The sequence below is a fragment of the Caballeronia sp. BR00000012568055 genome (assembly GCF_029439455.1).
Lineage (GTDB): Bacteria > Pseudomonadota > Gammaproteobacteria > Burkholderiales > Burkholderiaceae > Caballeronia.
In genome coordinates, this window is sequence record NZ_JAQFVG010000296.1 from 66,070 (window position 1) to 89,631 (window position 23,562).

Here is a 23,562-nt window from a genome sequence, read left to right on the forward strand (position 1 = left end):
AAGATCACGCCTTCCAGGTCCACTCGCGGATTTCATCACGATCGATGCCTTCTGCATGCGCGTATGCCACTGCTTCGATCTGCTGATCTTTCAGCCAGTCCTTCGTATGCGCGGCGCTTCCCGCGATACGCGGAACACGGTCGATCACGTCGATGGCGAGTGAATAGCGGTCCACGCCGTTGATGATCGCCAGCTCGAAAGGCGTGTTGATATTGCCTCGCTCGCGATAGCCATGCACGTGCATATTGCCGTGATTTGTGCGGTTATACGTAAGCTTATGCACCAGCGATGCATACGAGTGAAAGTTGAAGATGACCGGTTTATCGCGCGTAAAAATGGAGTCGAAGTCGCGATCGGAAAGGCCGTGCGGATGGTCGGTATCGGGCATGAGTCGGAACAAATCGACCACATTCACGAAGCGAATTTTCAGATCGGCACAGCGCGCTTTCAGAATCTCCACGGCGGCGAGCGCTTCCATCGTGGCGATATCACCGGCGCTTGCAATCACGACATCCGGCTCATGTCCCTGATCGGTCGATGCCCAATCCCATATGCCGATTCCCTTCGCGCAGTGCGTAACGGCGTCCTTCATGCTCAGATACTGCAAGTGCGGCTGCTTGTCCGCGACGATCACATTCACGTAGTCGTGCGTGCGCAAACAATGATCCGCGACGCTCAGCAAACAGTTCGCATCGGGCGGCAAGTAGATGCGCACGACGCCGGGACTTTTATTCGTCACGACATCCAGAAAGCCGGGGTCTTGATGCGTAAAACCATTGTGATCCTGACGCCAGACCAGCGACGTGATCAGCAGATTGATCGATGGAACCGGGCGTCGCCAGTCGAGTTCGGTCTTCGCTTTTTCGAGCCACTTTGCGTGCTGATTGAACATCGAATCGATCACGTGCACGAAGGCTTCATACGTGGCGAAAAGGCCATGACGTCCAGTCAAAACATAGCCTTCGAACCAGCCTTCGAGCGTGTGTTCGGAAAGCATTTCCATCACGCGGCCATCGACGGAAAGCGCGCCGCCGTCTGCGTCTTCAGGCTTCGTCTCCGCGAGCCAGCGCTTGCCGCTGACTTCGTACACGCCATCGAGTTTATTGCTCGCGGTTTCATCGGGACCGAAGAGACGGAAGGTCTTCATGTTGCGGCGAATCACATCGCGCAGCCATGTTGCGAGTACGACAGTTGGCGATTGATACGTGGTGGCCGGATGCCTGAATTCGAAGGCGTACTCACGAATCTCCGGCAAGTCGAGCGACTGACGGGAGTCGCCGCCGTTCGCATGTGGATTCGCGCTGATGCGGCGCGTGCCCTCGGGCGCGAGTTCCTTCAGCGCGGGAAACAGGCTGCCGTTTTCATCGAACAATTCTTCGGGCTTGTAGCTGCGCATCCATTGTTCGAGCACCGCGAGATTCTTGCGATTGGTCGCGGGATCGGCAATCGGCACCTGATGCGAGCGCCAGAAGTCTTCCACCTTGTGGCCATCCACTTGCTTCGGACCGGTCCAGCCTTTGGGCGTGCGCAACACGATCATCGGCCAGCGGGGACGTGTCACGTGTTCGGGATTGGCGCGCGCGTGGGCCTGAATCGCGCGGATATCGGCGATACAGCGTTCCAGCGTCGCCGCCATGCGCTGATGCATCGCTTCCGGTTCGTCGCCTTCGACGAAGTGCGGCACGTAGCCATAGCCCTTGAATAAGGCTTCGAGTTCCTCGTGCGGGATGCGCGCGAGTATCGTCGGATTGGCGATCTTGTAGCCGTTCAGATGCAGGATGGGCAAAACCGCGCCGTCGGTGGCCGGATTGAGGAACTTGTTCGAATGCCATGACGTGGCGAGCGGTCCCGTTTCCGCTTCGCCGTCACCCACAATGGTCGCGACAATCAGATCAGGATTGTCGAACGCCGCGCCGAACGAATGCGACAGGCTATAACCCAACTCGCCGCCTTCGTGAATCGAACCCGGTGTTTCCGGCGTGCAATGCGAGCCGATGCCACCCGGCGAAGAGAATGCACGGAACAGCTTCAGCATGCCGCGTTCGTCCGCGCTGCGGTCGGGATAGATTTCTGAGTAATGTCCTTCGAGATACGAATTTGACAGCGTGGCGGGCGCGCCGTGTCCCGGCCCCGACACGAACAGCACATTCAGATCATCGCGCTTGATCAGCCGGTTCAAATGCACCCAAACGAGCGATTGGCCGGGATCCGAGCCCCAGTGTCCGAGCAAGCGGCGCTTGATATGTTCGGCGCTCAGCGGTTCGCGCAAAAGCGGATTTGCGCGCAAGTAAATCATGCCGACCGAGAGGTAATTGCAGGCGCGCCAGTAAGCGTTCATCTTGGCGAGAAGATTGCTGGAGAGTGGCGTGGCGGTCGGATTGTTGCCTTGGACGTCGTCGTTCAATTACATCTCCCTGGCAGTTGAGGTGATGGTGAAGCGTCGTGCGTGCGGCTGGCTCGTCTTATCGCCCGAAGCGCGAGACAAGCTTTATATGATGGACGGTGTTCGTGGCGCTTTGTTGGCAAGCGTCAAGAAAGGGCGATATGTCGCGGCAATTCTTGCGTGTCGGCTCTGTAAGCAAACGCAATACCGCAAGGGAAGCCCTTGAAAAGCGTCGCGCTCATCATACGTGCGATCGTGCGGCGGTGCTGAAAATGCGAATGAGAAACGTCGCTTTCAACGCCCAGATACGCCATTGCGCAAGCGCTCATAAAATAGCCGGATGACCCGAAAATCTTCCTCATCGAACGATCCGCTGAAAGGCTTCCATCCGGCGGTCGTCAACTGGTTTCGTGCGCATTTCGCCGCGCCCACGGCGGCGCAGGCGGGTGCGTGGCCGCTGATTCACGCGCGGCGTTCGACGCTGGTGGCCGCGCCCACCGGATCGGGCAAAACGCTGACCGCGTTTTTGGCGGCGCTCGACGAACTCGTGCGCGATGGCATCGCGGGTGGCGGCGTTTTGCCGGACGAAACGCGCGTGGTCTATGTGTCGCCGCTGAAGGCACTGTCGAACGATATCCGCGTGAATCTGGAAGAACCGCTGGCTGGCATCGCGCGGGAATTGCAGACGCTGGGCGTCGCCGCGCCGGAAATCCGCGCGGCCGTGCGCACCGGCGACACCACGCCGCAGGAGCGCAACGCGATGAGGAAGCGCCCGCCGCATATTCTCGTGACGACGCCGGAGTCGCTCTACGTGCTGCTGTCCTCCGATTCAGGCCGCGCGATGCTCTCGACCACGCGCACCGTGATCGTCGATGAAATTCATGCGGTGGCGGGCAGCAAGCGCGGCTCGCATCTGAGCCTGAGCCTCGAACGGCTCGATGCGCTGTGCGAAGCGAAAGGCGCGCCGCGTCCGGTGCGCGTCGGGTTGTCGGCAACGCAGAAGCCGATCGCACTCGTCGCGAAGTTTCTCGCCGGCGAACAGCAGGCGTGCGAGATCGTCGATGTCGGTCATACGCGCACGCGCGATCTCGCGCTCGAACTTCCGCCGATGCCGCTCGAAGCGGTCATGTCGAACGATATGTGGGAGCGCGTCTACGACCGCCTGGCCGAGTTATGCGGCATGCATCGCACGACGCTCGTGTTCGTCAACACGCGCCGCATGGCCGAACGCGCGGCGCGGCATCTGACGGATCGGCTCGGCAAGGAAGCGGTCGCGGCGCATCACGGCAGTCTAGCGCGCGAGCATCGGCTGGACGCGGAGCAGCGGCTCAAGCGCGGCGAATTGCGGGTGCTGATCGCGACGGCGTCGCTGGAACTGGGTATCGATATCGGCGATGTGAATCTTGTCTGCCAGATCGGTTCGCCCGGATCGATCGGCGCATTTTTGCAGCGCGTGGGGCGTTCGGGGCATCACGTCGGCGGCACGCCAAAAGGGCGCTTGTTTCCGACTTCGCGTGACGATCTGATCGAATGCGCCGCCTTGCTCGATTGCGTGCGCCACGGCGAACTCGACGCGCTGAGCATTCCGCCCGCGCCGCTCGATGTGCTCGCGCAGCAGATCACTGCCGAAGTGGCGTGCCGCGAATGGAGCGAAGACGCGCTGTTCGAGCGCATCACGCGGGCGTATCCGTACGCGGCGCTCACGCGCGAACATTTCGATGCCGTGTTGAACACGCTCGCGCAAGGCTATACGGGGCGTCAGGGCGTGCGCGCGGCCTATGTGCGTCGCGATGCCGTGACCAGGACCTTGCGCGGCCGTCGCGGCGGCAAGCTCACCGCCGTGACCTCCGGTGGCGCAATTCCCGATAACGCCGATTTCGCGGTCCTGCTCGAACCGCAAGGCTTGCAGATCGGCACCGTCAACGAGGACTTTGCGATCGAAAGTATTGCGGGCGATATTTTCCAGCTCGGGAATACGTCGTATCGGATCATGCGGGTGGAGGGCGGGCGCGTGCGTGTGGAGAATGCGAACGGTCAGCCGCCGAATATCCCGTTCTGGCTCGGTGAAGCGCCGGGACGAACCGATGAACTTTCGCTTGCCATATCCAATCTGCGCGCCGGAATCGATACGCAACTCGCGTCCGGCGCGGATGCGGCGACGGCATGGCTTGCGGATCGAAGCGGCATCGGCATGGAAGCGGCGCGGCAGATCGTGGACTATCTGGCGCGGGCGCGTGCTGCGCTCACTGTGCTGCCCACGCAAGACACGCTCGTCATGGAGCGTTTTTTCGATGAATCCGGCGGCATGCAGCTTGTGATTCACGCGCCGTTCGGCAGCCGTCTGAATCGCGCGTGGGGACTGGCGTTGCGCAAGCGCTTTTGCCGCACGTTCAACTTCGAGTTGCAGGCGGCGGCGACGGAAGATGCCATCGTGTTGTCGCTGACGGGCAGTCATAGCTTCGCGCTCGATGATGTCTGGCGTTATCTCAAGTCCGCGACCGCCGAACATGTGCTGATTCAGGCCCTGCTCGATGCGCCATTGTTCGGCGTGCGCTGGCGCTGGAATGCGACCAACGCGCTGGCCTTGCCGCGTTACGCGGGCGGCAGGCGAGTCGCGCCGCAATTGCAGCGCATGAAAAGTGAGGATTTGCTCGCGGCGGTGTTTCCGGATCAGGTCGCGTGCGCGGAGAACATCGTTGGTGAACGCGATGTGCCGGCGCATCCGCTGGTGGAACAGACGCTTGCCGACTGCCTGCACGATGCAATGGACAGCGATGGCTGGCTCGCGCTGCTGAGGCGGATCGAATCGGGCGATGTGCGGCTCGTCACGCGTGAGTTGCCCGCGCCATCGCCATTGGCTGCGGAAATTTTGTCGGCACGTCCCTATGCCTTTCTCGACGATGCCCCGCTCGAAGAACGCCGCACGCAAGCCGTGCTCGCGCGTCGCTGGAGCGATCCGCAATCGTCCGACGATCTCGGTGCGCTCGATATCGAGGCCATCGAAAGTGTTCGTCGCGAAGCGTGGCCCGACGTCACCAGTGCCGATGAAATGCACGAAGCGTTGACGGGGCTCGGCTGCATCAATGAGGCGGAGGCATCGACGAGCGAGCAATGGCAAGCATGGCTCGATGCACTCGCAAAAGCGGGCCGCGCGACGCGCTTGCAAGTCGCCCAGCACGAATTGTTATGGACACCGATCGAACGCCTCACATGTATGCGCGCCATCTACAAAGGCGCGCCGATGCAGCCCGAGTTGCAAGCGCCCGAAGGCTTCGACGAAGCATGGAGCACCGACGATGCGCTGGTCGAAATCGTGCGCGCGCGACTCTCGGGATTCGGCCCGCTGACGGTGCCGGAAATCGCGCGACCGCTGGCGTTGTCGGCATCGTCGATTGCGTTGGCGCTGACGAAGCTCGAAGCGGAAGGCTACGTGATGCGCGGCCGTTTCACACCCGGCACGCACGATGAACAATGGTGCGAACGGCATCTTCTTGCGCGGATTCATCGCTACACGGTGCGGCGTTTGCGGCGCGAAATCGAACCGGTCGAGCGGCAGGACTTCATGCGCTTCCTGTTCGAATGGCAGCGCGTCGCGCCCGGTTCACACGGCGCGGGACGCGATGCGCTGATCGCCGTGCTGGAACAACTCGAAGGATTCGAAGCGCCGGCTATCGCGTGGGAAGAGGAGATTCTGCCCGCGCGCATCGGCGATTATTCGGGCATGTGGCTCGACGAGATTTGTCGCGCGGGAAAGATCATGTGGACGCGTCCGGCGGGGCGCGCGCGTGCAAGCGGCGGTCCGGTGCGCGGCACGCCGATCGTGCTGCTGCCGCGCCGTCATCTCGGTGCATGGAACGCGCTGATGAAAGCCGACGATGCCCCCACGCCTTCCTCGCGCGCGCAACGCGTTTTCGAGGCGCTCTCGGCGCACGGCGCGATGTTCTTCGACGAACTGCTCACCGACGTGCGTCTTCTTCGCACCGAAATGGAAGATGCGCTCGGCGAACTCGTCGCGCTCGGGCTGGTGAGCGCGGATAGTTTCGCGGGCTTGCGCGCACTGCTGACACCGGCCGCAAAGCGCAATGCGTTTTCGCGTCGGCCACGGCGTGGCGGCTTGTTTATCGGCGGAATGGACGATGCAGGGCGCTGGGCGCTGCTGCGTCGCACGAACAACGAGTCGAACGATAACACGGGCGATATCGAACATATTGCGCTTGCGCTGCTGCGTCGCTACGGCGTGGTGTTCTGGCGGCTGCTCGAACGCGAGGCGCAATGGCTGCCGCCGTGGCGCGAGTTGCTGCGCGTTTATCATCGGCTGGAGGCGCGTGGCGAGATTCGCGGCGGGCGTTTCGTCGCTGGTCTCGCGGGCGAACAATTCGCCTTGCCCGATGCCGTGCCGCTGCTGCGCGATATGCGCCGACGCGAGAAAGATGGCAGTTTCGTCGCGCTGAGCGCTGTCGATCCGCTCAATCTCATCGGCACGCTGCTGCCGGGCGACAAAGTGCCGGCGCTGGCGGGTAATCGTGTGTTGTATCGGGACGGTGTGCCGGTCGGCGCGGTCATCGCGGGGAAAACGCGCTATTTCGGCGAGGTGGAGGGCGAAGCGCGTGAGCGCGTGCGGCTGGCGCTCGTGAAACGCACGGCGCGCTCGCTGAGCGCGCCGCCCGCTGCGGCATTGGCTATGCCTTCTTCGTTACGATCTTCGCGGTGAACGGTCCTGGCTGCGTGACCGGCACGTCCTTCACCGGCACGCCGGGATAATCCACCACGCGATTCCATGTCGCGCCCTGACGAATGCGGAACGACGGCCGCAGACTGTCGCGCGCGCCGCCGACGATGGTTCTCATCGCCTGTTGGTCGAGTTCGACACTGTCGGCGAGATCTTTGATTTTGATGACGGCCATGACTGCTTTCTCCGAAATGGGGAGCCCGATGTGGATCGAAAGCGAATACGCATCAAGTATAAGCATTTCGTTTATCGCTGCGGCGCGTCCGGCTCCTTCATCGCGCCGCAGCGTCTCTCACCCTGACGACAAAACACTGCTCTGAAATGCCAAAGGCGGCGAAAGGCCGAAGCCTTTCGCCGCGAGTCTGAAGCGCGTGCGTCAGAAGAACGACGTCGTCGCGTTCAGATGGCCCATTTGCTTCGGGCTCACATTCAACATACCGATGCCCGGAAAGTTCGGGCCGACAGTGCTGTTATTCAGCACATTCACATCGGTCACCTGAAACTGCGTCAGGTTCTGCTGCACATTGACGTTGATGTCAGGGCTGCCGATACGAACGACATCGCCCGTACCGCCATGCACTGCGGACATCGCGTGACGATCGAGTTCCTTGCTGTGGGACAAGTCCCGAATGATGAGGGATGACATGGCGGAGGCTCCTCGCGTATTAATGTGGATGATGGCTCAGGCAACCTGACGCGAGCCACCGATATTCACGGTGTTCAGGTTCGACGAATCCTGCGTCGGCGTGACGGTGGCGCTGACGTGCTTCATCCATGCTGCGTTGTCGCCGGTGTTCACTTCCGTGTTCTGCATTTGCTGCGTGTATTGCGCGACATCGTTCGACACCTTGAAGCTCGATGCATCGATCAGCGGCGAGCGGAAGCCGGTGAACAGGCCACCGCGAACGGCGGACATGGCGCGGCTGTCGAGGTCGGCGGCGATCGAGATGTCTTTGATGGAAAGGGTCGTCATTTCAGTTCTCCTGGTTGCGCCCCGTGGCGCGGTTGGGTGAGAGTGGTGAGCAACTTGTCTGCTCGGGCCAATCTATGCATGGCCTGTGCCAGGAGTGATGCAATGTCGTTCAGAGCCTTTATTTACGGGGTTTTACGCGTTTTCGCCGATGCGCGCGAAACGCGCTCAAGCGGAGTTTCGCCGTTCTCGCCCCAACACAACAAAACGATGTGTCGGTATCCGAACGACATGTGCGCGATCCCGCACGACATGGAAAACGTCATTTGCCTAAGCGCTGCACTGCGGCTAGTATCGAACGATAAACGGGTATTTGTTACGACAAGTGAATTGTCGGTCGATTTGGAGCGCGCCGAGTCGCACAGATGACTAGCTTTGCACAGGCGATTCGTACATATCGGGGCGACGGCGGGTCGCGTGATCAGTTCTTTGCGAGCGTGGACGGCGCATTGGCGACCGAGCTCACGCCGGCCAAACAGCTCATGGAGATCCTCGACGCGGAGCATGCGTCGAAGCCTCTTCCGCCCGATATCTACGCAGCCATCCGCCGCCGCATCGAACATGTGGTGCGCGCCGAACCTGAAGCCGATCCCAGCACGGGCTTTGCCATCGTGCGCGATGAAACACGTCTGCAGACATCGCCTGGTTTTGCGCCGGTGCAGACGCCGCGCTCCGCTGCATCTCAGGCGATGGGCGCATCGGCGCCAGCGACTGAACGAGATCAGGTGAAAGGCGTCGGCGACACGCTGAATAATCGCTTCGTGCTGGAAGAGTGTCTCGGCATCGGCGGAATGGGCACGGTTTATAAGGCGCTCGATCTGCGCAAGCTCGAAGCGTCGGACAGGCGGCCGTATGTCGCGATCAAGGTGCTGAATCTGCAGTTTCGCGGCAATCCGAAATCGCTCATTGCGTTGCAGCGCGAGGCGCGCAAGGCGCAACAACTCGCGCATCGGAATATCGTCACGGTCTATGACTTCGACCGCGACGGTTCCATCGTTTATCTGACGATGGAATATCTCTCCGGTCAGCCGCTTTCAAGAATGCTTCGGAACCCGAACTTCAAGGGTCTGCCGTTCAGCGAAGCGTGGCCTATTTTCAAGGGCATGGCGAACGCGCTGGCGTATGCACACGAACGAGGCTTCGTGCATTGCGACTTCAAGCCGGCGAACGTGTTCGTCACGGACACGGCGGAAGTGAAGGTGATCGACTTCGGCATTGCGCGCGTGATTCAGCGGCCCGAAGAAGAAAGCGAAGCCACCGTGTTCGATCCCGGCAGTCTCGGCGCGCTGACGCCCGCGTATGCCAGCCCGGAAATGCTCGAACATCGCGAGCCCGATCCGCGTGACGATATCTATGCGCTCGGCTGCATCACGTATGAACTGTTGACCGGCAAGCATCCGTTCGATCGCGTGCCCGCATTGCAGGCGCGCAGCGCGAACATGAAGCCGCAGCGCCCCGAGCATCTCGGCAACAAGCAATGGAAGGCGCTGAAGGCCGCGCTTTCGTTCGAACGTGAAACGAGGACGCCGAGCGTTACGCAATTCGTCGAAGAAATCAGCGATGAGCCGACGACAGCGCGTGCGAAGAACAAGCAGGGCGGTGGGAAGAAATATGCGATTGGCGCGGGCGCGTTGCTCGCTGCGTTGATCGCGGGCGCGGGCTATTACTTTTACGATCAGCACGATCAGCAGAAAAACGAAGAAGCGCCTGCGCGTGTCGAACAAGCCTCGTCTGTCGCAGTCGCGGTCGCGCCCGTGATTCCCGCTGTGCCGACTCCCACGCCCACGCTGAATATGGCAGCGGTGACGCCAGTGCTGGCGAGCGTGCCGTGTTCCGCGCTGGTCGCATCCGTGCACGATCAAACCGTCGATGTGCAAGGCTTCGTCTCCGAACAATATGGCATGGCGCGTTTGAAAGATGCGCTCTCGCGCGTGCCCGGCGTAAAAACGACGAACTTCGGCGTCACGCCCGTCGCGCAAGACAAGTGCGATCTGCTGAAAGTGTTCGCGCCGTATTGGACCGCGAATCGCGCGGCGGGGCATCCGGCGTCGCTGCATACGCGCAATAACCAGACGCATCTCACCGAAGGCGATCCGCTTATCATCAACCTGATGACGCCCGCGTTCGATTCCTACGTCAACGTGGATTACTTCACGCTCGATGGCAGCGCCGTGCATCTGCTGCCGAACGCCCACTCGCGCGATAACCAGGCGCCGCCGAACTACACCGCGACGCTCGGTTCGGGCGGCGACTGGATCGTAGGGAAGCCTTTCGGTTCGGAGATGATCGTGCTGACGGTTACGCCCGCACCGCTTTTCGATACCCCGCGCCCCGACAGTGAATCGAAGGCGGAGTATCTGCGCGCGCTGGACAAACGCCTGGCCGCGCTCGCATCCAAATACGGACGTGAGCGCGTGGCCGTCGATATCTATCAGATCACGACGCAGGCCAAAAAGTAGCCTTAACCCTGCGGCTTATTCGCTGCGCCCTTCAATTCGTTAAGCGCATCTTCCATACGCTTGCTGACGAGCGCATAGGCTTCGGCCTGCGTTTGCTGCGTTGTCCGTGCAATGTCCTGCATATCGGCGAGTGCGTTGTGCAGCGCGCGTTGCACGACTTCGTTCGCATTGAACGGCGGTTGAGTGGATGAGGTCGCGAATTGCTTCGCGATGGATTCGAGATCGCCCAGCGTGCGTCGCAGGATTTCGAGTTGCTTGTCGCGCAGTGCCTCCATGCCGCCGAACGCGACACGATTGGTGGCAGCAAGCGCTTCGACATCTTTGCGGCGCGATTCCATGATCGCCGCGACATCGAACCCCGGAAGCTGATACTGCTGAAACATGGCGGCAAACTGGCTGAATGGATCGCTGAAGTTTTGATTCATCTTGCCTCCCAGGTCCGTTTCGTTGAGCGCGGGCATCTATCGGATGTGTGTCGTGATGGCGCGCTGCCGCCGCGTCTGATGCGCGGCCCGGCACCCGATACTACCAATTTAAAAGCCTCAAATGGGGCAAGGGAAAACACCAGCGTGCTTGATGCACATCAAGCCGTGATGCGTTGCGCAAACGACGATAGAAACGTGGCGGCGCAATGACGCCGTGACTGCGCGCAGGCAGTCGGGAGGGCATCATGATTCACGGTGAAGGCCGCATTGTCATGGCGACGGCGGCGGTATTCACAACGCTGGGCGGTATCTCGGCCGCGTTGCACGGGTTGCTGTTCGACAAAGTCGCCGTGACGAATTACGGCGTGCTGGCCGTGTTTATCGGCGCGGCGACTTTTGTCGTGTTGCTGACTCCGTTTCCGGGTGACGACTGACGGAACTTATAAAGTCCACGCGTCTTGCTCGCCCGCGAAGACGCTGTGCTCGGCCTGGATTTTGTCCCGGTCGATGCATTGCACATGCCAGCGTCCCGCAGCTTCTGCGCCGACGCCGTCGTGCGTGTACCAGACCACGCGGCCTTCGAGACCTTCGTCCGGTCCGCCGGGCGCGTCCACGTCGAGGCGTTCGAGCACGCAGAAGGTCTGCTGTCCCTTCTGGCAGCAGATCGTGGTGCCGTTCGCATTAGTGCGCAATCCGCCCCAGTCCGGCACATCGACCGATTGATGACCCTCGCGCGACCAGCGTCGGGTTTCCTTGTCGAGCCACAGGATGGCGTAGGCCGCGTCTCGTGCGCCTTCGAAGCCATCCAGCTTGACTGTGATACGCATGACTTCCTCCAATGACATCGATTTCGGTTTTCGGTATTCGTGCGCTATTTCGTTTGCTGCCAGCATCACATTCGAACGTCGATGACACGATGAGTTCGATCGTCTTGTGCTGCGCTGCAACGTTACGCACGATTTGAACAGTAAGCAAATGCAATGCCGATCGTCAGCAGTTCCAAGTGCTTTTCGTGCTAGTCACGACGTGCGCTGTTCAATTCGAGTCTAGCGCCGCTGTCTGACGATTCTGCGACAATTCGCGGTGGCACATCGTCGCAACGTTACGTGGCACGTTCGCGCTGTGTTCGTGCACGCGTGCACCATACGGATTTCATCGGCGCATGAACGTGAAAGCGTTCGTTGCATCGCACAACGATCAATGCAACGCCAGCTTCGCCCGATCGACGATACGCACCTGCCTGCCGTTCAGCTCGATCGTCCCTTCACGATGCAGCTTCGACAGCATGCGGCCCACGGTTTCGAGTTCGAGTCCGAGATAGCTGCCGATATCGGCGCGCGTCATCGGCAGGACCAGTTCTTCACTGGGCGTTTCGTGGGTATCGACTCGCTCGGACAAGTCGAGCAAAAACGCGGCGACGCGTTCGCGTGCGGGCATGGTTCCAAGCATCAGCGCCAACCGCGATGCACGCACGATTTCCGCACTCATGATGGCCAGCAATTCATGCTGCATTGCGGCGTATTCGCGGCACAGCGGTTCGAGTATGCCGACCGGCATGATGCGGACCACGCTCGCTTCGAGCGCGACGGCATCGCTTTCGTGATGACCGGTGCACACGCTATCGAGACCGAGCGTTTCATCGGGAAGATGGAAGCTCGTGACTTGCAGATGCGGCGGGCTGTCGTCGTCGGAACCGGGATAGGTCGTGATCGATTTGAAGCAGCCTGATTGCACGGTATAGAGGCTGCGCATCGGCTCGCCGGTGCTGAATAGCGCATCGCCGCGGCCGACGGTGCGCGTGGGGAAGGGGATCGCGTCGGTATCGGAAAAATGGACGTGCAGTGCGTGCGCCTGACGCAAGCGAACGTTCGGCACATCAGGATTCGTTGCGGTATCCATGGCCGTTTCCTCCTACGGTCAGTATGGTTCACGGATGCCGGAAAAACAAAATCTCACTTGATGCGCCGAGTTTCTACACGAACGAACGTGCTCTTCATCCGGCGTTTTTTTGATCCAAGGGCAACACGATGCACGCTTCCGCGCCGCCGCCGTCACGCGATCGCAAGCTTAACGTGCCGCCATGCAGCCGCGCGATGCGCTCGACAATCGCGAGCCCGAGTCCGGTGCCCTTGGGCTGACCTTCGCCGCCGCCGCGTTTGAACGGTTGCTTGAGCGCTTCCGGATCTTGCCCGCGCAGACCCTTGCCGCGATCCGCAATGACCACGCATGCGGTCTGCGCGCGTTCATCGGTCCATGTCTGCACTTCCAGTCCGACCACGCCATACAGCGCCGCGTTCTGCATCAGATTCATCAGCATGCGCATCATGCTGATCGGACGAAAAGGGAAGGGTGCGATATCGCCGAGCTTCAGTTCGAACTCGTGTCCGAGACCGGCGAAATCCGCCGCGAGATTCGCGATCAACGCGTTGAGATCACCGGTCACGGGCGTTTCCTTCGCGCCGCTGCCCGCGTAGTCCATGAACTGCTGAAGGATTGTGTCGATGGTGTCCAGATAGCCTTCCGCCGATGCCGCGAACGAAGCGTCCGTCTTCGGCACGGAGGACATGGCCATCGCCAGGCGCAGCTTGGTCATCGGCGTGCGGATGTCGTGCGAGATGCCGGCGAGCATCAGCGCGCGCGTGGCGTCCGCTTCGCGCAACGCGGCGGTCATGCGATTGAACGCGACGCTGACTTGTGAGATTTCAGTGGGACCATCGACCGGTAAGACGCCGGGATCGCCGCCTGCGGAGAGTTGTCGTGCGGCCGTCGCCAGATGTTCGAGCGGACGATTCAGATGTCGTTGAATCACATAAGCCGCTGCAACGGCGAGCGCCGCGAGCGCGACGGAAAGCAGCAAGGTGGTCACGATGCCATCGTCATGTGCGGCTTCGGGCAAGGGCAAGGCAATCCAGCGCGGCTCGCCCGCAAGATGCGCGCGAATCCACAGGCGCTGCATGCCATCGCCAATTTGCCAGCGCACCAGCATGTCAGCAGGCAGATCGCGCCGCAGGTTCTCCATAAACGTTTCGCGCTGATACGTACGATAAAAACGCAGCGCCGATTCGGGCGCGGCGATGCGCGCATCGGCGGGCAAGTCGTTACGTACTTCGAGATGTTCGGTGATGAGCCGCGCGTTGTCCGGCGGCGTCGCGCGCATCACGCGATCCAGCGTGACAACGTAGCTCGCAAACGTCGCCGCCGCCCGCTCGATACGCGGCGTCTGCACGAAATGCAGAAGCACGGACAGCGCGCCAATCTGGCTGATTGCGACCAGCGCGACAAGCAGCAGAATGTTGCGTGCAAAGAGCGAACGCGGCGCAATCAATCAGGACTCCACTTCAGCGATCAGCATGTAGCCCACGCCCCACACGGTCTTGATGTAACGCGGTTTGGCCGGATCTTCCTCGATCAACTGACGCAGCCTCAACACCTGCACATCGATACTGCGATCGAGCGCATCGTGATCGCGGCCGCGCGTGCGCGCGATCAGATTGTCGCGGCTCACCGCCCGGTTCGGCGATGCACCCAGCGCGCCCAGCAATTGCAACTGCGCGGAGTGCATCTCGAACGGCGCGCCCGCGCGCGTGAGCGTCTGCTTGCCGAGATCGAAGCGGAACTCGCCGAAGCGAATGATCTGCGAGTTGAGCGTGGGATCGCCTGCTGCGATTTTCTGGCGGCGCAACAAGGCGCGCACGCGTGCGACCAACTCTTGCGGAAGAAATGGCTTGGCAAGGTAATCGTCCGCGCCGGTTTCCAGTCCGATGACTTTATCGACGGGATCGCCTTTCGCGGTGAGCATCAGAATGGGCAGCGTCTGCCCTTCGGCGCGCAGACGCTTGCAGACGGAGAGGCCGTCTTCCGGCTCCATCATCCAGTCGAGCACGAGCAGATCGTACGGCTCGCGCTGCAAATAGCGATCGAGCCGCTTGCCGTTTTCCACGACGCGCACTTCGAATCCCTGCGACGTCAGAAAACGCTGAAGCATGTTGCGCAGTTCGGCTTCATCGTCGAGCACGATGATCTTCGGCAGGGCGTCCATGCGCGCTCCGTTCAATGTTGCGCAGCGTGTTCGCGCAGGAAAGTCTGAATCTGCGGCAGCGTCACGTAGCCGTTCTTTTGCGTGTCGATTTCGTCGAAGTGCTTGGCGACCATCGGCATACCCGTCGATGCCTGATCGCGTGTGAGCTTGCCGTCGTGCGTGGTGTTGGCGCTGGCGAAACGCGTCGGCAAACGCTGCATGGCTTGTTCGATGCGCGGGCTTGCGCCCATCGGCTGCGTCGCCGTTTGCGCCTGCGCAAAAGCAGGCAGGGCGCACGCAGCGCAAACCGCGAGCGAAACGAACGTGGCCGCAATGCTTCGCATGATTTTTCTCCTCGATTTCAACGATGACGCCATTCTATTGAGCCGCGTCGCGAATGCAATTTCAGGAATGCTGCAAATCATGTCGGCGTATGTCAGCGCTTGTCGGCGGCGAGCGTGCCGACATCGGATGAAATATCTTTGCGCTCACGTTCCGCGCGATGGATCGCTATCGTTCTGCTGGCCGGCGCAACCCATGCGCTGCTGACTTTCGAAGCCCGAGGATATCGCCATGAATGTTCGTATGCTTAGCCTTTTTGCTGTCGCCACCATCGGTCTGACCTGCGCGGAAGGCGCGGTCGCGGGGACCTCCGTGACCGTGTCATATGTCGCGCCCGCCGTGGTCTATGCGCCGCCGCCGCGCACCGTGTACTACTACGCGCCGCCGCCTCCGCCTTACTACGCGGTGCCGGCGCGCACCGTGGTGGTTGCGCCCGTGCCGGTGTATGCGCCGCCGGTGCGCGTCCGATACGGCGTTCCGGTGGTGATCGTGCACTGAGAATAGTGCATTTCCGCGCGGGCGAATGCGTCGCGCCGTACGCTTCGCCTGCGCCGCTCCTATACTGAAAGCGCCGCGCAATGTGGCGCGCGGTTACGCTTCATCGCGTTCATTCACGTTCCATCAGGAGGATCGTGCCATGCTATTCATCGTCAACTGGACCGCATTGCCGAGCGTCAATCGCTCGGCGGCCGAACGCTTTCTGCAGACCGGCGGCGCACCGCCCGAGGGCATCAAAATGATCGGGCGATGGCACGGTATCGGTTCGATACGCGGCTTCGCGGTCTGCGAGACCGACGACATCGAAGCGATGGCGCGCTGGGCGCACGAATGGGCCGATATCTTTTCGATGGACGTCCTGCCCGCCGTCACCGATGAGCAGGCCGGGAAAATGCTGATGGAATTCGCGCAGCGGCAATAAAAGACCGATGGTTCGTAAGAAGGGCTGCGTTAGGGTTTCGGTGGATTGCTCCGAACGGTTCAATCGATCAACATAACAAACGTACTAGTTAGTTAAAATATTCACGGACGCCCGGTCGCAGCACAACATTCCCCACGACACCGGCACCGAAGGAGCGACAGCGTGACACAAGCCAACACCACTCAGCCCTGCATCATTTCGGTGGCCATTACCGGTTCGGTGCCGAAGAAGAAAGACAATCCGGCCGTGCCGATCACCATTGCCGAGCAGATCGAAAGCACGCATGAAGCCTACGACGCCGGCGCGACGCTGGTTCATCTGCATGTGCGCGACGAGGACGAGCGTTCGAGTTCGGACCGGCATCGGTTCGCGGAATTGCAGGAAGGCATCCGCAAACATTGCCCGGACATCATCATCCAGTTTTCGACGGGCGGGCGCGGACGATCATTCGAACAACGCGGCGCGATGCACGATCTGAAACCCGACATGGCATCGCTTGCGACCGGCTCGGTGAATTTTCCGACTATCGTGTATGAGAACCCGCCGGACTTCGTGCGCTCGCTCGCGCAGACCATGCTAGATCACAATGTCAAACCCGAAATCGAAATCTTCGATCTGGCCATGCTCTATAGCACCGTTGATCTCGTGAATCAGGGATTGCTCAAGAGTCCTGTTCATGTTCAGTTCGTGCTCGGTGTGAAGAATGCGCTGCCGGCGCGCCGCGAGATTCTGGATTTCGAGGTCGAGCAGCTGAACAAGCTGCTGCCGGACGCGACGTGGACGGCGGCGGGTATCGGGAGGCATCAGTTGGAAGTGAATCACTGGACGCTTGAGTTGGGCGGACATTGCCGCACGGGGCTGGAAGATAACGTTCGGTGGGACAAGGACACGCTGGCGAAGAGCAATGCGCAGTTGGTGAGCCGCGTGGCTTCGCTGTGCGCGGAGTATGGGCGACCGGTGGCCAGTGCGAAGGAGGCGCGGGCTTTGTTGGCGCTTTGAAAATACGTTGCGTCGATCAGCGCAGTACCGAAGGGTGTCCGCTCGGGGGAAACGACGGACGCCCTTTTTGTTCGAACTTAAAAGTCAAACCCGCAAATAATCTGCTTTACAATTTTCGCTCCTGACAGGCACGTGAATCGTGAACATGAACGAGCGAAAGCCTTCCGGTCTGGCCGATCGGATTTACGGCGATATTCTCAACAGCATCATCGAAGGCGAGTTCAAGGAGGGCGATCGTCTTCTGACTGAGCATGCGCTGGCTGAACGTTTCGCCACGTCGCGTCCCACTGTGCGCGAGGCGCTGGCGCGGCTGCGGGCGGACGGCATTATCGTGACGCGGCGCGGTTCGGGTACGACCATCGGCAGACGGCCGGATCCTGATGTCCGTCGTTTTGCACCGCTCGAAACCTTGTCCGATATCCGGCGTTGCTATGAATTCCGTGTCGTGACGGAGGCGGGCGCAGCCGAGCTTGCTGCGACCAAGGCCGATCAGGACGATATTCACGCGATCGAAGAAGCGTGGAATCAACTGGAGCGCGTGGTCGAAACGCAGGAAGGTATCGGCGCGAAGGACGATTTCGCCTTTCATCTCGCGGTGGCGCGGGCATCGAAAAATCAATTCTTTATTACCGTGCTGTCCTTTATGGAAGAGCAGGTGGTAATCAGCATGAATCTGTCGCGCAATCTATCGCTCGCAAAGACGATCGAGCGGCAGCGTCTCGTTCAGCGTGAACACAAGGATGTGCTCGATGCCATCCGCGATCGCGATTCGGCGCGCGCAAGTCAGGCGATGCGTGCGCATCTGGAAAACGCGTTGGATCGCATGTTCGGCAGTTAGAGGTCGTACGACTGCGCAGGAAACAGATGGGAAACCCTTAGGAAACAATCGCTGGCCCAAAGTTGTTTGACAACTTTGGGCGTCGTTGCTACTTTTCGTGTCAAGCCGTTCACTTCCAACGAGGCACGAATGAATATCGAACCGATCACTGCGAGCGAGTTGTCTGAATCCGTCATGGCCGTGCCGCCATTGGCCCGGCGCGCAGACTACACGCTCGACACAACAGAAAACAGCAAGCTGATCAGGCACATCGAATCGGGTGGCGTGCGTACGCTGCTGTATGGCGGCAACGCAAATCTCTATCACGTCGCAGTCAGCGACTACCAAGAGTTGCTTGACATGTTGGGCGAAATCGCCGCCCCGCAAACGCGCGTGATTCCGGCCATCGGTCCGGATTACGGGAAGATGCTCGATCAGGCGCGCATCCTCAAAACCACCCAATACCGCACCGCGATGGTCCTGCCGCTCGCCGGATTTACCACGCCCGAAGGCGTCGCTACCGGCCTGAGGCGGCTGACGGATATCTCCGGGATGCCGTTCACGCTCTATATCAAGAGCGAAGATTATGTGGACGTCGATACGCTCGCCGCGCTTATCGAAGACGGCACGCTGCTGGCGATCAAATATGCGATCGTTCGCGCCGATCCCGCCGCCGACACCTATCTGCGCCGCCTGCTCGAAAGCGTGCCGGCGTCGAAAGTGGTGTCGGGCATGGGCGAGCGGCCCGCGTTGACGCACACGCGCGACTTCCGTCTGGCTGCGTGGACGACCGGCTCCGGTTGCATCGCGCCGCGCGCGGTGATGGCGCTGCTACGCGCGGCCAAGGCGGGCGAGCATGACGAAGCCCAACGCATCCGCGAACACTTTCTCCCGCTCGAAACCCTGCGCGACGAAATCTCTCTGATCCGGGTATTGCACGACGCGGTCACGCTGTCCGGCATCGCGAATATGGGACCGATGCTGCCGCTGCTCAGCAACACACCCGAGCACGCATTGCCTGCCATCGAAACGGCGGTCCATGCCTTGCTTGACTTCGAACGCTCCTTCGCCTGACAACAAAACAAGAAAACCGCGAAACCCGCATCGGGTAACACGCGCTCGGGGTATCTCCCGAGCGCGCCGCATTTGCATCCGCGCGCCTTGATCCGTAACGATAAAGCGCCTCCGCACGTGTTTCGGTAACACGCGCGCACCCCTCGTACTTGCTTGACATACGATGATTCCGTTAGCTATTTTTCAGCTTCCGGAACCGATAAAGCTAAAAGGACGACGCGACGAGCTAAACACGACGCTTGAAGCACGGAAGAATAGTTACGCGGCAATATCGTAAAAAGCAGCGTAAAAAGCAGCGCAAAAGCACAAACACAGCGAGAAGTGAGGAGACAAAATGGCTTTCACGGCAGTGAAACTGGCGGCGATGTGCGTCGCCGTAAGCGCGGCGGTCGCGTCGTTCGGCGCGCAGGCGGCTGATCCCGTATCGATCAATATCGTCGATGTGGCGGGCAATCTGCAATTGACGCAGAAGGGCTTCGAAGCCTTCAAGGCGAAGTATCCCGATCTGGTGTCGAGTATCACGTTCACCAACGCGCCCGCGCCGCAGTTGCCGGGCAAGATCAAGGCGATGCAGGCGGCCGGCCGCTCGGATATCGATCTGGTCGTGACCGGCACGGATGCGCTCGCGGCCGGCATTCAGCAAGGTCTGTGGGAAAAATTGCTGCCCGATCAGGCGAAGGCGTTCCCCGGCGTGCTCGACAAATACGCGCCCGGTCCGCGCAAGATGCAGGACATCGCGCAGGGTTACGGGCTGGAAGTCACGTATATGCCTGCGGGACCGCTGATCGAATACAACCCGGCGAAAGTGACGGACGTGCCGAAGACGCCCGATCAACTGCTCGCGTGGTGCAAGGCGCATCCGAACAAGCTGATCTATGCGCGTCCGGCCAACTCCGGTCCGGGCCGCACGTTTTTGATGGGTCTGCCCTACGTACTCGGCGATAAAGACCCGAACGATCCGATCAACGGCTGGGACAAGACCTGGGCGTTCCTCAAGCAGCTGAATGATTGCATTCCTTATTATCCGGGCGGTACATCGGCGGTGATGAAGGAACTCGGCGAAGGCACGCGCGATATGACCGTCACCGTGACGGGATGGGATATCAATCCGCGCGCGCTCGGCATCGTACCGGCTGAATTCAAGGTTGGCGCGTTCGACAATATGACGTGGGTGAACGACGCCCATTACATGGTGATTCCGAAGGGCGTGCCAAAAGAAAAGCTCGACGTGCTCTACAAACTGATGAACTTCATGCTCGAGCCGGCTCAGCAAGCGTTGACATATGACGATGGCTACTTCTATCCGGGACCGGCCGTGAAGGACGTGCCGCTGAGCATGGCGCCCGCGAAGAGTCAGGAAACGATCCAGAAGTACGGTCGTCCGGAGTACGCGAAGTTGCTGGCGGATCGGCCGCATGTCGTGCCGCTCAACGCGCAGGCGATGGTCGCGGCGTTCCAGAAGTGGGATCGTGAGATCGGCGCGCAGAAGACCAAGTAAGCGCATCGGCATGAAAGAAAAAGCGGCGGCGTTCTGTTAAAGGAACGCCGCCGCGCGCGCAAGTAGGCACAGGGAAATCGCCATGAAGCACACATTTGAGCAGTTGCGCCTCGATTCGGTGTCGCGCAGCTTCACCAACGCGGAAGGGCAGCAACTCGCCGCGTTGAAGGGTCTCGATCTGAATATTCAGCGAGGCGAATTTATCGCGCTGCTCGGGCCGTCGGGGTGCGGGAAATCGACCGCTTTGAATTGCATCGCCGGATTGCAGCCGTTGACGGGCGGCGGCATCTGGCTCGATGACAAACGTATCGACGTATTGCCGCCCGAAAAACGCGGCTTCGGCATGGTGTTTCAGAACTATGCGCTGTTTCCGCATATGTCCGTACTCGACAACGTCGGCTTCGGTCTGAAGATGCGCGGCGTGCCGAAAGCCGAAGCGATGAAGCGCGCGAAGGCTGCGCTGAATCTCGTGCAACTGATCGGACACGATGCCAAATTGCCCGGTCAACTCTCGGGCGGACAGCAGCAGCGTGTAGCGATTGCGCGCGCGATCGTGATCGAACCGCCGCTGGTGTTGATGGACGAACCGCTGTCGAATCTCGATACCAAACTGCGTATCGAAATGCGTGCGGAAATCCGGCGTATTCACGGCAAGCTCGAACGCGCGACCATCTACGTGACGCACGATCAGGACGAAGCGCTTTCGATGGCGGACCGCATCGTCGTGATGAAAGAGGGCGTGGTGCAACAAGTTGCGTCTCCTAAGGAAGTGTATTCGCGGCCGAAGAATCTGCATGTCGCGCGCTTCATGGGCTTTCGGAATGTATTGCCGTTCACGCTCGAAGGCACGCAGGGCGACCATGTAGCCGTGAGCGCGAACGGCGTGCGCTTGCTCGGCACGGCCATGGAAGGTTTCGACAGCAAGCAGGTATCGCTTGCGCTGCGTCCCGAGGATATGGAACGCGCTGCATCGAACGATGCAAATGCTTTCGATGCGCACGTGGAAGTGGTCGAATACGGCGGACGCGATTCGCTCATCATCGTCAACACCGCGTTCGGAAAACTGTGGGCGCGCATTGCTGGCGAATGCAGCGAAGGCGAGCGCATTTCACTGCGCGTCGCGCCTTCGAAAGCGCTCGTGTATGGAGAAGACAAATGATCGCGCTTCCTGCACAGCGCGATCCGAAAGGCTGGCTGGTCGCGCCTGCGCTGATCTTTATCATCGCGCTGTTCATCTATCCGTTTGCGTACGGCCTGATGCTCAGTTTCAATCCGATGAACGGCGGCGGCGCATGGGCCAACTACATCACGTTCTTCACCGATACGTCGATGTGGCCGACCATCCTCGTCACGCTCAAACTCGCCGTGCCCGCGACGCTCATCAATGTAGGTATTTCGGTGCCCGTAGCATTTGCGTTGCGCAAGTCGTCGCCGTATCAGAAGTTCGCGACTACGCTGCTTGTCATTCCGGTGACGCTTGGAACTGTGCTGATCGCCGATGGCATGCTGACGTATTTCAGCCCGCACGGCTGGTTTCCGCAGGCCATTCAGGCGCTGCATCTCTATGACGATGAAGTGCGGCTCACGCATAACTATTGGGGCGTGTTGATCTCGCTGATCGTGTCGGGTTTTCCGTTCGCGTTTCTGCTGACGCTTTCGTATGTGACGGGCATCGATCCGACGCTTGCGCGTGCGGCCGCAACGCTCGGCGCGAGTCCGTGGCAGCAGTTTCGGCAAATCTATTTTCCGCTGCTGTTGCCCGGCCTGACGATGACCGCGTGTCTCTCCTTCGTGCAGGCGTTTTCGGTGTTTCCATCGGCGGTGCTGCTTGGCGCACCTGCGGGACCCACGCGCGTCATTTCCATCGCGGCATCGGAGGCGGCGTTCGAGAGTTATGACTATTCGCTGGCTTCGACCATCGCCATTGTGATGGGCTTCGTGCAATTGCTGGTGGTAGCTGGCATGCTGAGCGCGCGACGCTTTTTCTATACCGGTCCGGTGACGGGAGGAAAAGGCTGATGACGACCGATAATCAAACCGCTCCGGCCTGGGCATCGCCCGGAAACAACGCGGGCAAGATCATGAAACAGCATACGAGTCTGCGCGACCGGCTCTGGAAGATATTCGTCTGGACAACGATGGGTTTTTTCCTCGTCAACGTCCTGCTGCTGATCGCCACTGTCGCAGTCAATTCCATTGCAACACGATGGTTTGGCACATTGCTGCCGCAAGGCTTCACCTTGCATTGGTACGCGCAGGCGTGGAGCGATTTTCAGTTGTCGAGCGTGCTGCTCGTCACGCTGGAAGTGGTGGGCGCGGTGGTGCTGCTGTCGATTGCGCTTGGCGTGCCCGCTGCCTATGCGCTCGCGCGCGTGCAGTTCCCCGGCAAACGCTTCGCCATGCTGATCTTTTTGCTCCCGCTGATGGTCCCGCCCGTCACCTACGGCATTCCGATGGCCACCGTGATGTACAAATTCCATCTCGCGGGTACGCTGACCGGCGTGATCCTCGCGAATCTGGTGCCCGCGCTGCCATTTGTGATTCTGGTGATGACGCCGTTCATCGAACAGATCGACCCGAATCTGGAATCGGCTGCGCGCATTTTCGGGGCGAACACCACACGCTATTTCCGATACGTGCTGCTGCCGCTGCTGGTGCCGGGCATGCTTGCGGCGGGCTTGCTGGTGCTGGTGCGGACCATCGGCATGTTCGAGCTGACGTTTTTTACGGCCGGGCCGACCACGCAGACCCTGGTCGTTGCGTTGTACTATGCGGTCTTTTCGACGGGCGTACGCGCGCCGCAATCCATCGATGCCATGGCGATGATCTATATGGCCATTACGCTCGTATGGGTGCTGATCGCGTTGCAGTTCGTCAGTCCTACGCAGCTTGTGTCGCGCGTGAAAGAACAGCGGCAATAAGCGTGCGA

The 23,562-nt window shown here is 60.5% G+C and carries 23 protein-coding genes; 13 read left to right on the plus strand and 10 right to left on the minus strand.

Annotated elements, in window-relative coordinates; all coding sequences use genetic code 11:
• Positions 1-4: 4 nt before the first annotated feature.
• Positions 5-2,404, minus strand: a complete 2,400-nt coding sequence (locus P7F28_RS17790) for a phosphoketolase (RefSeq protein WP_277185855.1) — start codon at positions 2,402-2,404, stop codon at positions 5-7.
• A 319-nt stretch (positions 2,405-2,723) separates the two neighbouring features.
• On the opposite strand from P7F28_RS17790, the gene P7F28_RS17795 reads away from it, so the two are divergent.
• Positions 2,724-7,094, plus strand: a complete 4,371-nt coding sequence (locus P7F28_RS17795) for a DEAD/DEAH box helicase (protein WP_277185857.1) — start codon at positions 2,724-2,726, stop codon at positions 7,092-7,094.
• Here P7F28_RS17795 and P7F28_RS17800 read toward each other — a convergent pair.
• The 3 genes from P7F28_RS17800 to P7F28_RS17810 all read right to left on the minus strand — a co-directional run bounded on the left by P7F28_RS17800 (position 7,063) and on the right by P7F28_RS17810 (position 8,085).
• Entirely contained in the window at positions 7,063-7,287 is a 225-nt protein-coding gene (locus tag P7F28_RS17800; protein WP_277185858.1) for a hypothetical protein, read from the minus strand. The two genes, P7F28_RS17795 and P7F28_RS17800, sit on opposite strands and share 32 nt — an antisense overlap.
• Positions 7,288-7,488: 201 nt before the next feature.
• A complete protein-coding gene (locus tag P7F28_RS17805; RefSeq protein ID WP_277185859.1) occupies positions 7,489-7,758 on the minus strand; it encodes a hypothetical protein in 270 nt (89 codons plus the stop codon).
• Positions 7,759-7,794: 36 nt separating this feature from the next.
• Positions 7,795-8,085: a hypothetical protein gene (locus P7F28_RS17810; RefSeq protein ID WP_277185861.1), complete on the minus strand. Its 291-nt coding sequence runs from the start codon at positions 8,083-8,085 to the stop codon at positions 7,795-7,797.
• 102 nt (positions 8,086-8,187) lie between these two features.
• Here P7F28_RS17810 and P7F28_RS17815 point away from each other — a divergent pair, with 102 nt between their 5' ends.
• Together P7F28_RS17815 and P7F28_RS17820 are read left to right on the plus strand one after the other, a co-directional pair.
• Complete coding sequence (locus tag P7F28_RS17815) at positions 8,188-8,451, plus strand: hypothetical protein (protein WP_277185863.1); 264 nt, start codon at positions 8,188-8,190, stop codon at positions 8,449-8,451.
• Complete coding sequence (locus tag P7F28_RS17820) at positions 8,448-10,541, plus strand: serine/threonine protein kinase (protein ID WP_277185865.1); 2,094 nt, start codon at positions 8,448-8,450, stop codon at positions 10,539-10,541. Before P7F28_RS17815 ends, P7F28_RS17820 begins: the two co-directional genes overlap by 4 nt.
• A gap of 2 nt (positions 10,542-10,543) precedes the next feature.
• Here the strand turns inward: P7F28_RS17820 and phaP are convergent, their stop codons facing one another.
• A complete protein-coding gene (gene phaP, locus P7F28_RS17825; protein ID WP_277185867.1) occupies positions 10,544-10,966 on the minus strand; it encodes a phasin family protein in 423 nt (140 codons plus the stop codon).
• Between the two features lie 245 nt (positions 10,967-11,211).
• On the opposite strand from phaP, the gene P7F28_RS17830 reads away from it, so the two are divergent.
• Positions 11,212-11,400 (plus strand): DUF2964 family protein, encoded by a 189-nt coding sequence (locus P7F28_RS17830; RefSeq protein ID WP_277185869.1) that lies wholly within the window; start codon positions 11,212-11,214, stop codon positions 11,398-11,400.
• Positions 11,401-11,406: 6 nt separating this feature from the next.
• On the opposite strand, the gene P7F28_RS17835 is transcribed toward P7F28_RS17830, so the two are convergent.
• The 5 genes from P7F28_RS17835 to P7F28_RS17855 all read right to left on the minus strand — a co-directional run bounded on the left by P7F28_RS17835 (position 11,407) and on the right by P7F28_RS17855 (position 15,328).
• Positions 11,407-11,793, minus strand: coding sequence for a DUF3564 family protein (locus P7F28_RS17835; protein WP_277185871.1), 387 nt, complete (start codon positions 11,791-11,793; stop codon positions 11,407-11,409).
• A gap of 370 nt (positions 11,794-12,163) precedes the next feature.
• Positions 12,164-12,865, minus strand: coding sequence for a helix-turn-helix domain-containing protein (locus tag P7F28_RS17840; protein WP_277185873.1), 702 nt, complete (start codon positions 12,863-12,865; stop codon positions 12,164-12,166).
• 94 nt (positions 12,866-12,959) lie between these two features.
• Positions 12,960-14,291, minus strand: a complete 1,332-nt coding sequence (locus P7F28_RS17845) for an ATP-binding protein (protein WP_277185874.1) — start codon at positions 14,289-14,291, stop codon at positions 12,960-12,962.
• A complete protein-coding gene (locus tag P7F28_RS17850; RefSeq protein WP_277185875.1) occupies positions 14,292-15,005 on the minus strand; it encodes a response regulator in 714 nt (237 codons plus the stop codon). It abuts the gene before it with no gap.
• An 11-nt stretch (positions 15,006-15,016) separates the two neighbouring features.
• Positions 15,017-15,328 carry an EF-hand domain-containing protein gene (locus tag P7F28_RS17855; RefSeq protein ID WP_277185877.1) on the minus strand — a complete coding sequence of 104 codons (312 nt, stop codon included), beginning with the start codon at positions 15,326-15,328 and terminating at the stop codon, positions 15,017-15,019.
• A gap of 229 nt (positions 15,329-15,557) precedes the next feature.
• Here P7F28_RS17855 and P7F28_RS17860 point away from each other — a divergent pair, with 229 nt between their 5' ends.
• The 9 genes from P7F28_RS17860 (at position 15,558) to P7F28_RS17900 (ending at position 23,554) form a co-directional block, all read left to right on the plus strand.
• Positions 15,558-15,824 (plus strand): hypothetical protein, encoded by a 267-nt coding sequence (locus P7F28_RS17860; protein WP_277185878.1) that lies wholly within the window; start codon positions 15,558-15,560, stop codon positions 15,822-15,824.
• A 139-nt stretch (positions 15,825-15,963) separates the two neighbouring features.
• Positions 15,964-16,245 carry a DUF3303 family protein gene (locus tag P7F28_RS17865; protein ID WP_277185879.1) on the plus strand — a complete coding sequence of 94 codons (282 nt, stop codon included), beginning with the start codon at positions 15,964-15,966 and terminating at the stop codon, positions 16,243-16,245.
• 162 nt (positions 16,246-16,407) lie between these two features.
• Positions 16,408-17,244 (plus strand): 3-keto-5-aminohexanoate cleavage protein, encoded by an 837-nt coding sequence (locus tag P7F28_RS17870; protein ID WP_277185881.1) that lies wholly within the window; start codon positions 16,408-16,410, stop codon positions 17,242-17,244.
• 145 nt (positions 17,245-17,389) lie between these two features.
• Complete coding sequence (locus P7F28_RS17875; RefSeq protein ID WP_277185882.1) at positions 17,390-18,082, plus strand: FadR/GntR family transcriptional regulator; 693 nt, start codon at positions 17,390-17,392, stop codon at positions 18,080-18,082.
• Between the two features lie 129 nt (positions 18,083-18,211).
• Complete coding sequence (locus P7F28_RS17880) at positions 18,212-19,135, plus strand: dihydrodipicolinate synthase family protein (protein ID WP_277185883.1); 924 nt, start codon at positions 18,212-18,214, stop codon at positions 19,133-19,135.
• Positions 19,136-19,499: 364 nt separating this feature from the next.
• Complete coding sequence (locus P7F28_RS17885; RefSeq protein WP_277185924.1) at positions 19,500-20,633, plus strand: ABC transporter substrate-binding protein; 1,134 nt, start codon at positions 19,500-19,502, stop codon at positions 20,631-20,633.
• 82 nt (positions 20,634-20,715) lie between these two features.
• Positions 20,716-21,792: an ABC transporter ATP-binding protein gene (locus P7F28_RS17890; protein ID WP_277185884.1), complete on the plus strand. Its 1,077-nt coding sequence runs from the start codon at positions 20,716-20,718 to the stop codon at positions 21,790-21,792.
• A complete protein-coding gene (locus tag P7F28_RS17895) occupies positions 21,789-22,652 on the plus strand; it encodes an ABC transporter permease (RefSeq protein WP_277185886.1) in 864 nt (287 codons plus the stop codon). The genes P7F28_RS17890 and P7F28_RS17895 overlap by 4 nt, the downstream gene beginning before the upstream one ends.
• Positions 22,652-23,554, plus strand: coding sequence for an ABC transporter permease (locus tag P7F28_RS17900; RefSeq protein ID WP_277185888.1), 903 nt, complete (start codon positions 22,652-22,654; stop codon positions 23,552-23,554). Before P7F28_RS17895 ends, P7F28_RS17900 begins: the two co-directional genes overlap by 1 nt.
• Positions 23,555-23,562: the final 8 nt, after the last annotated feature.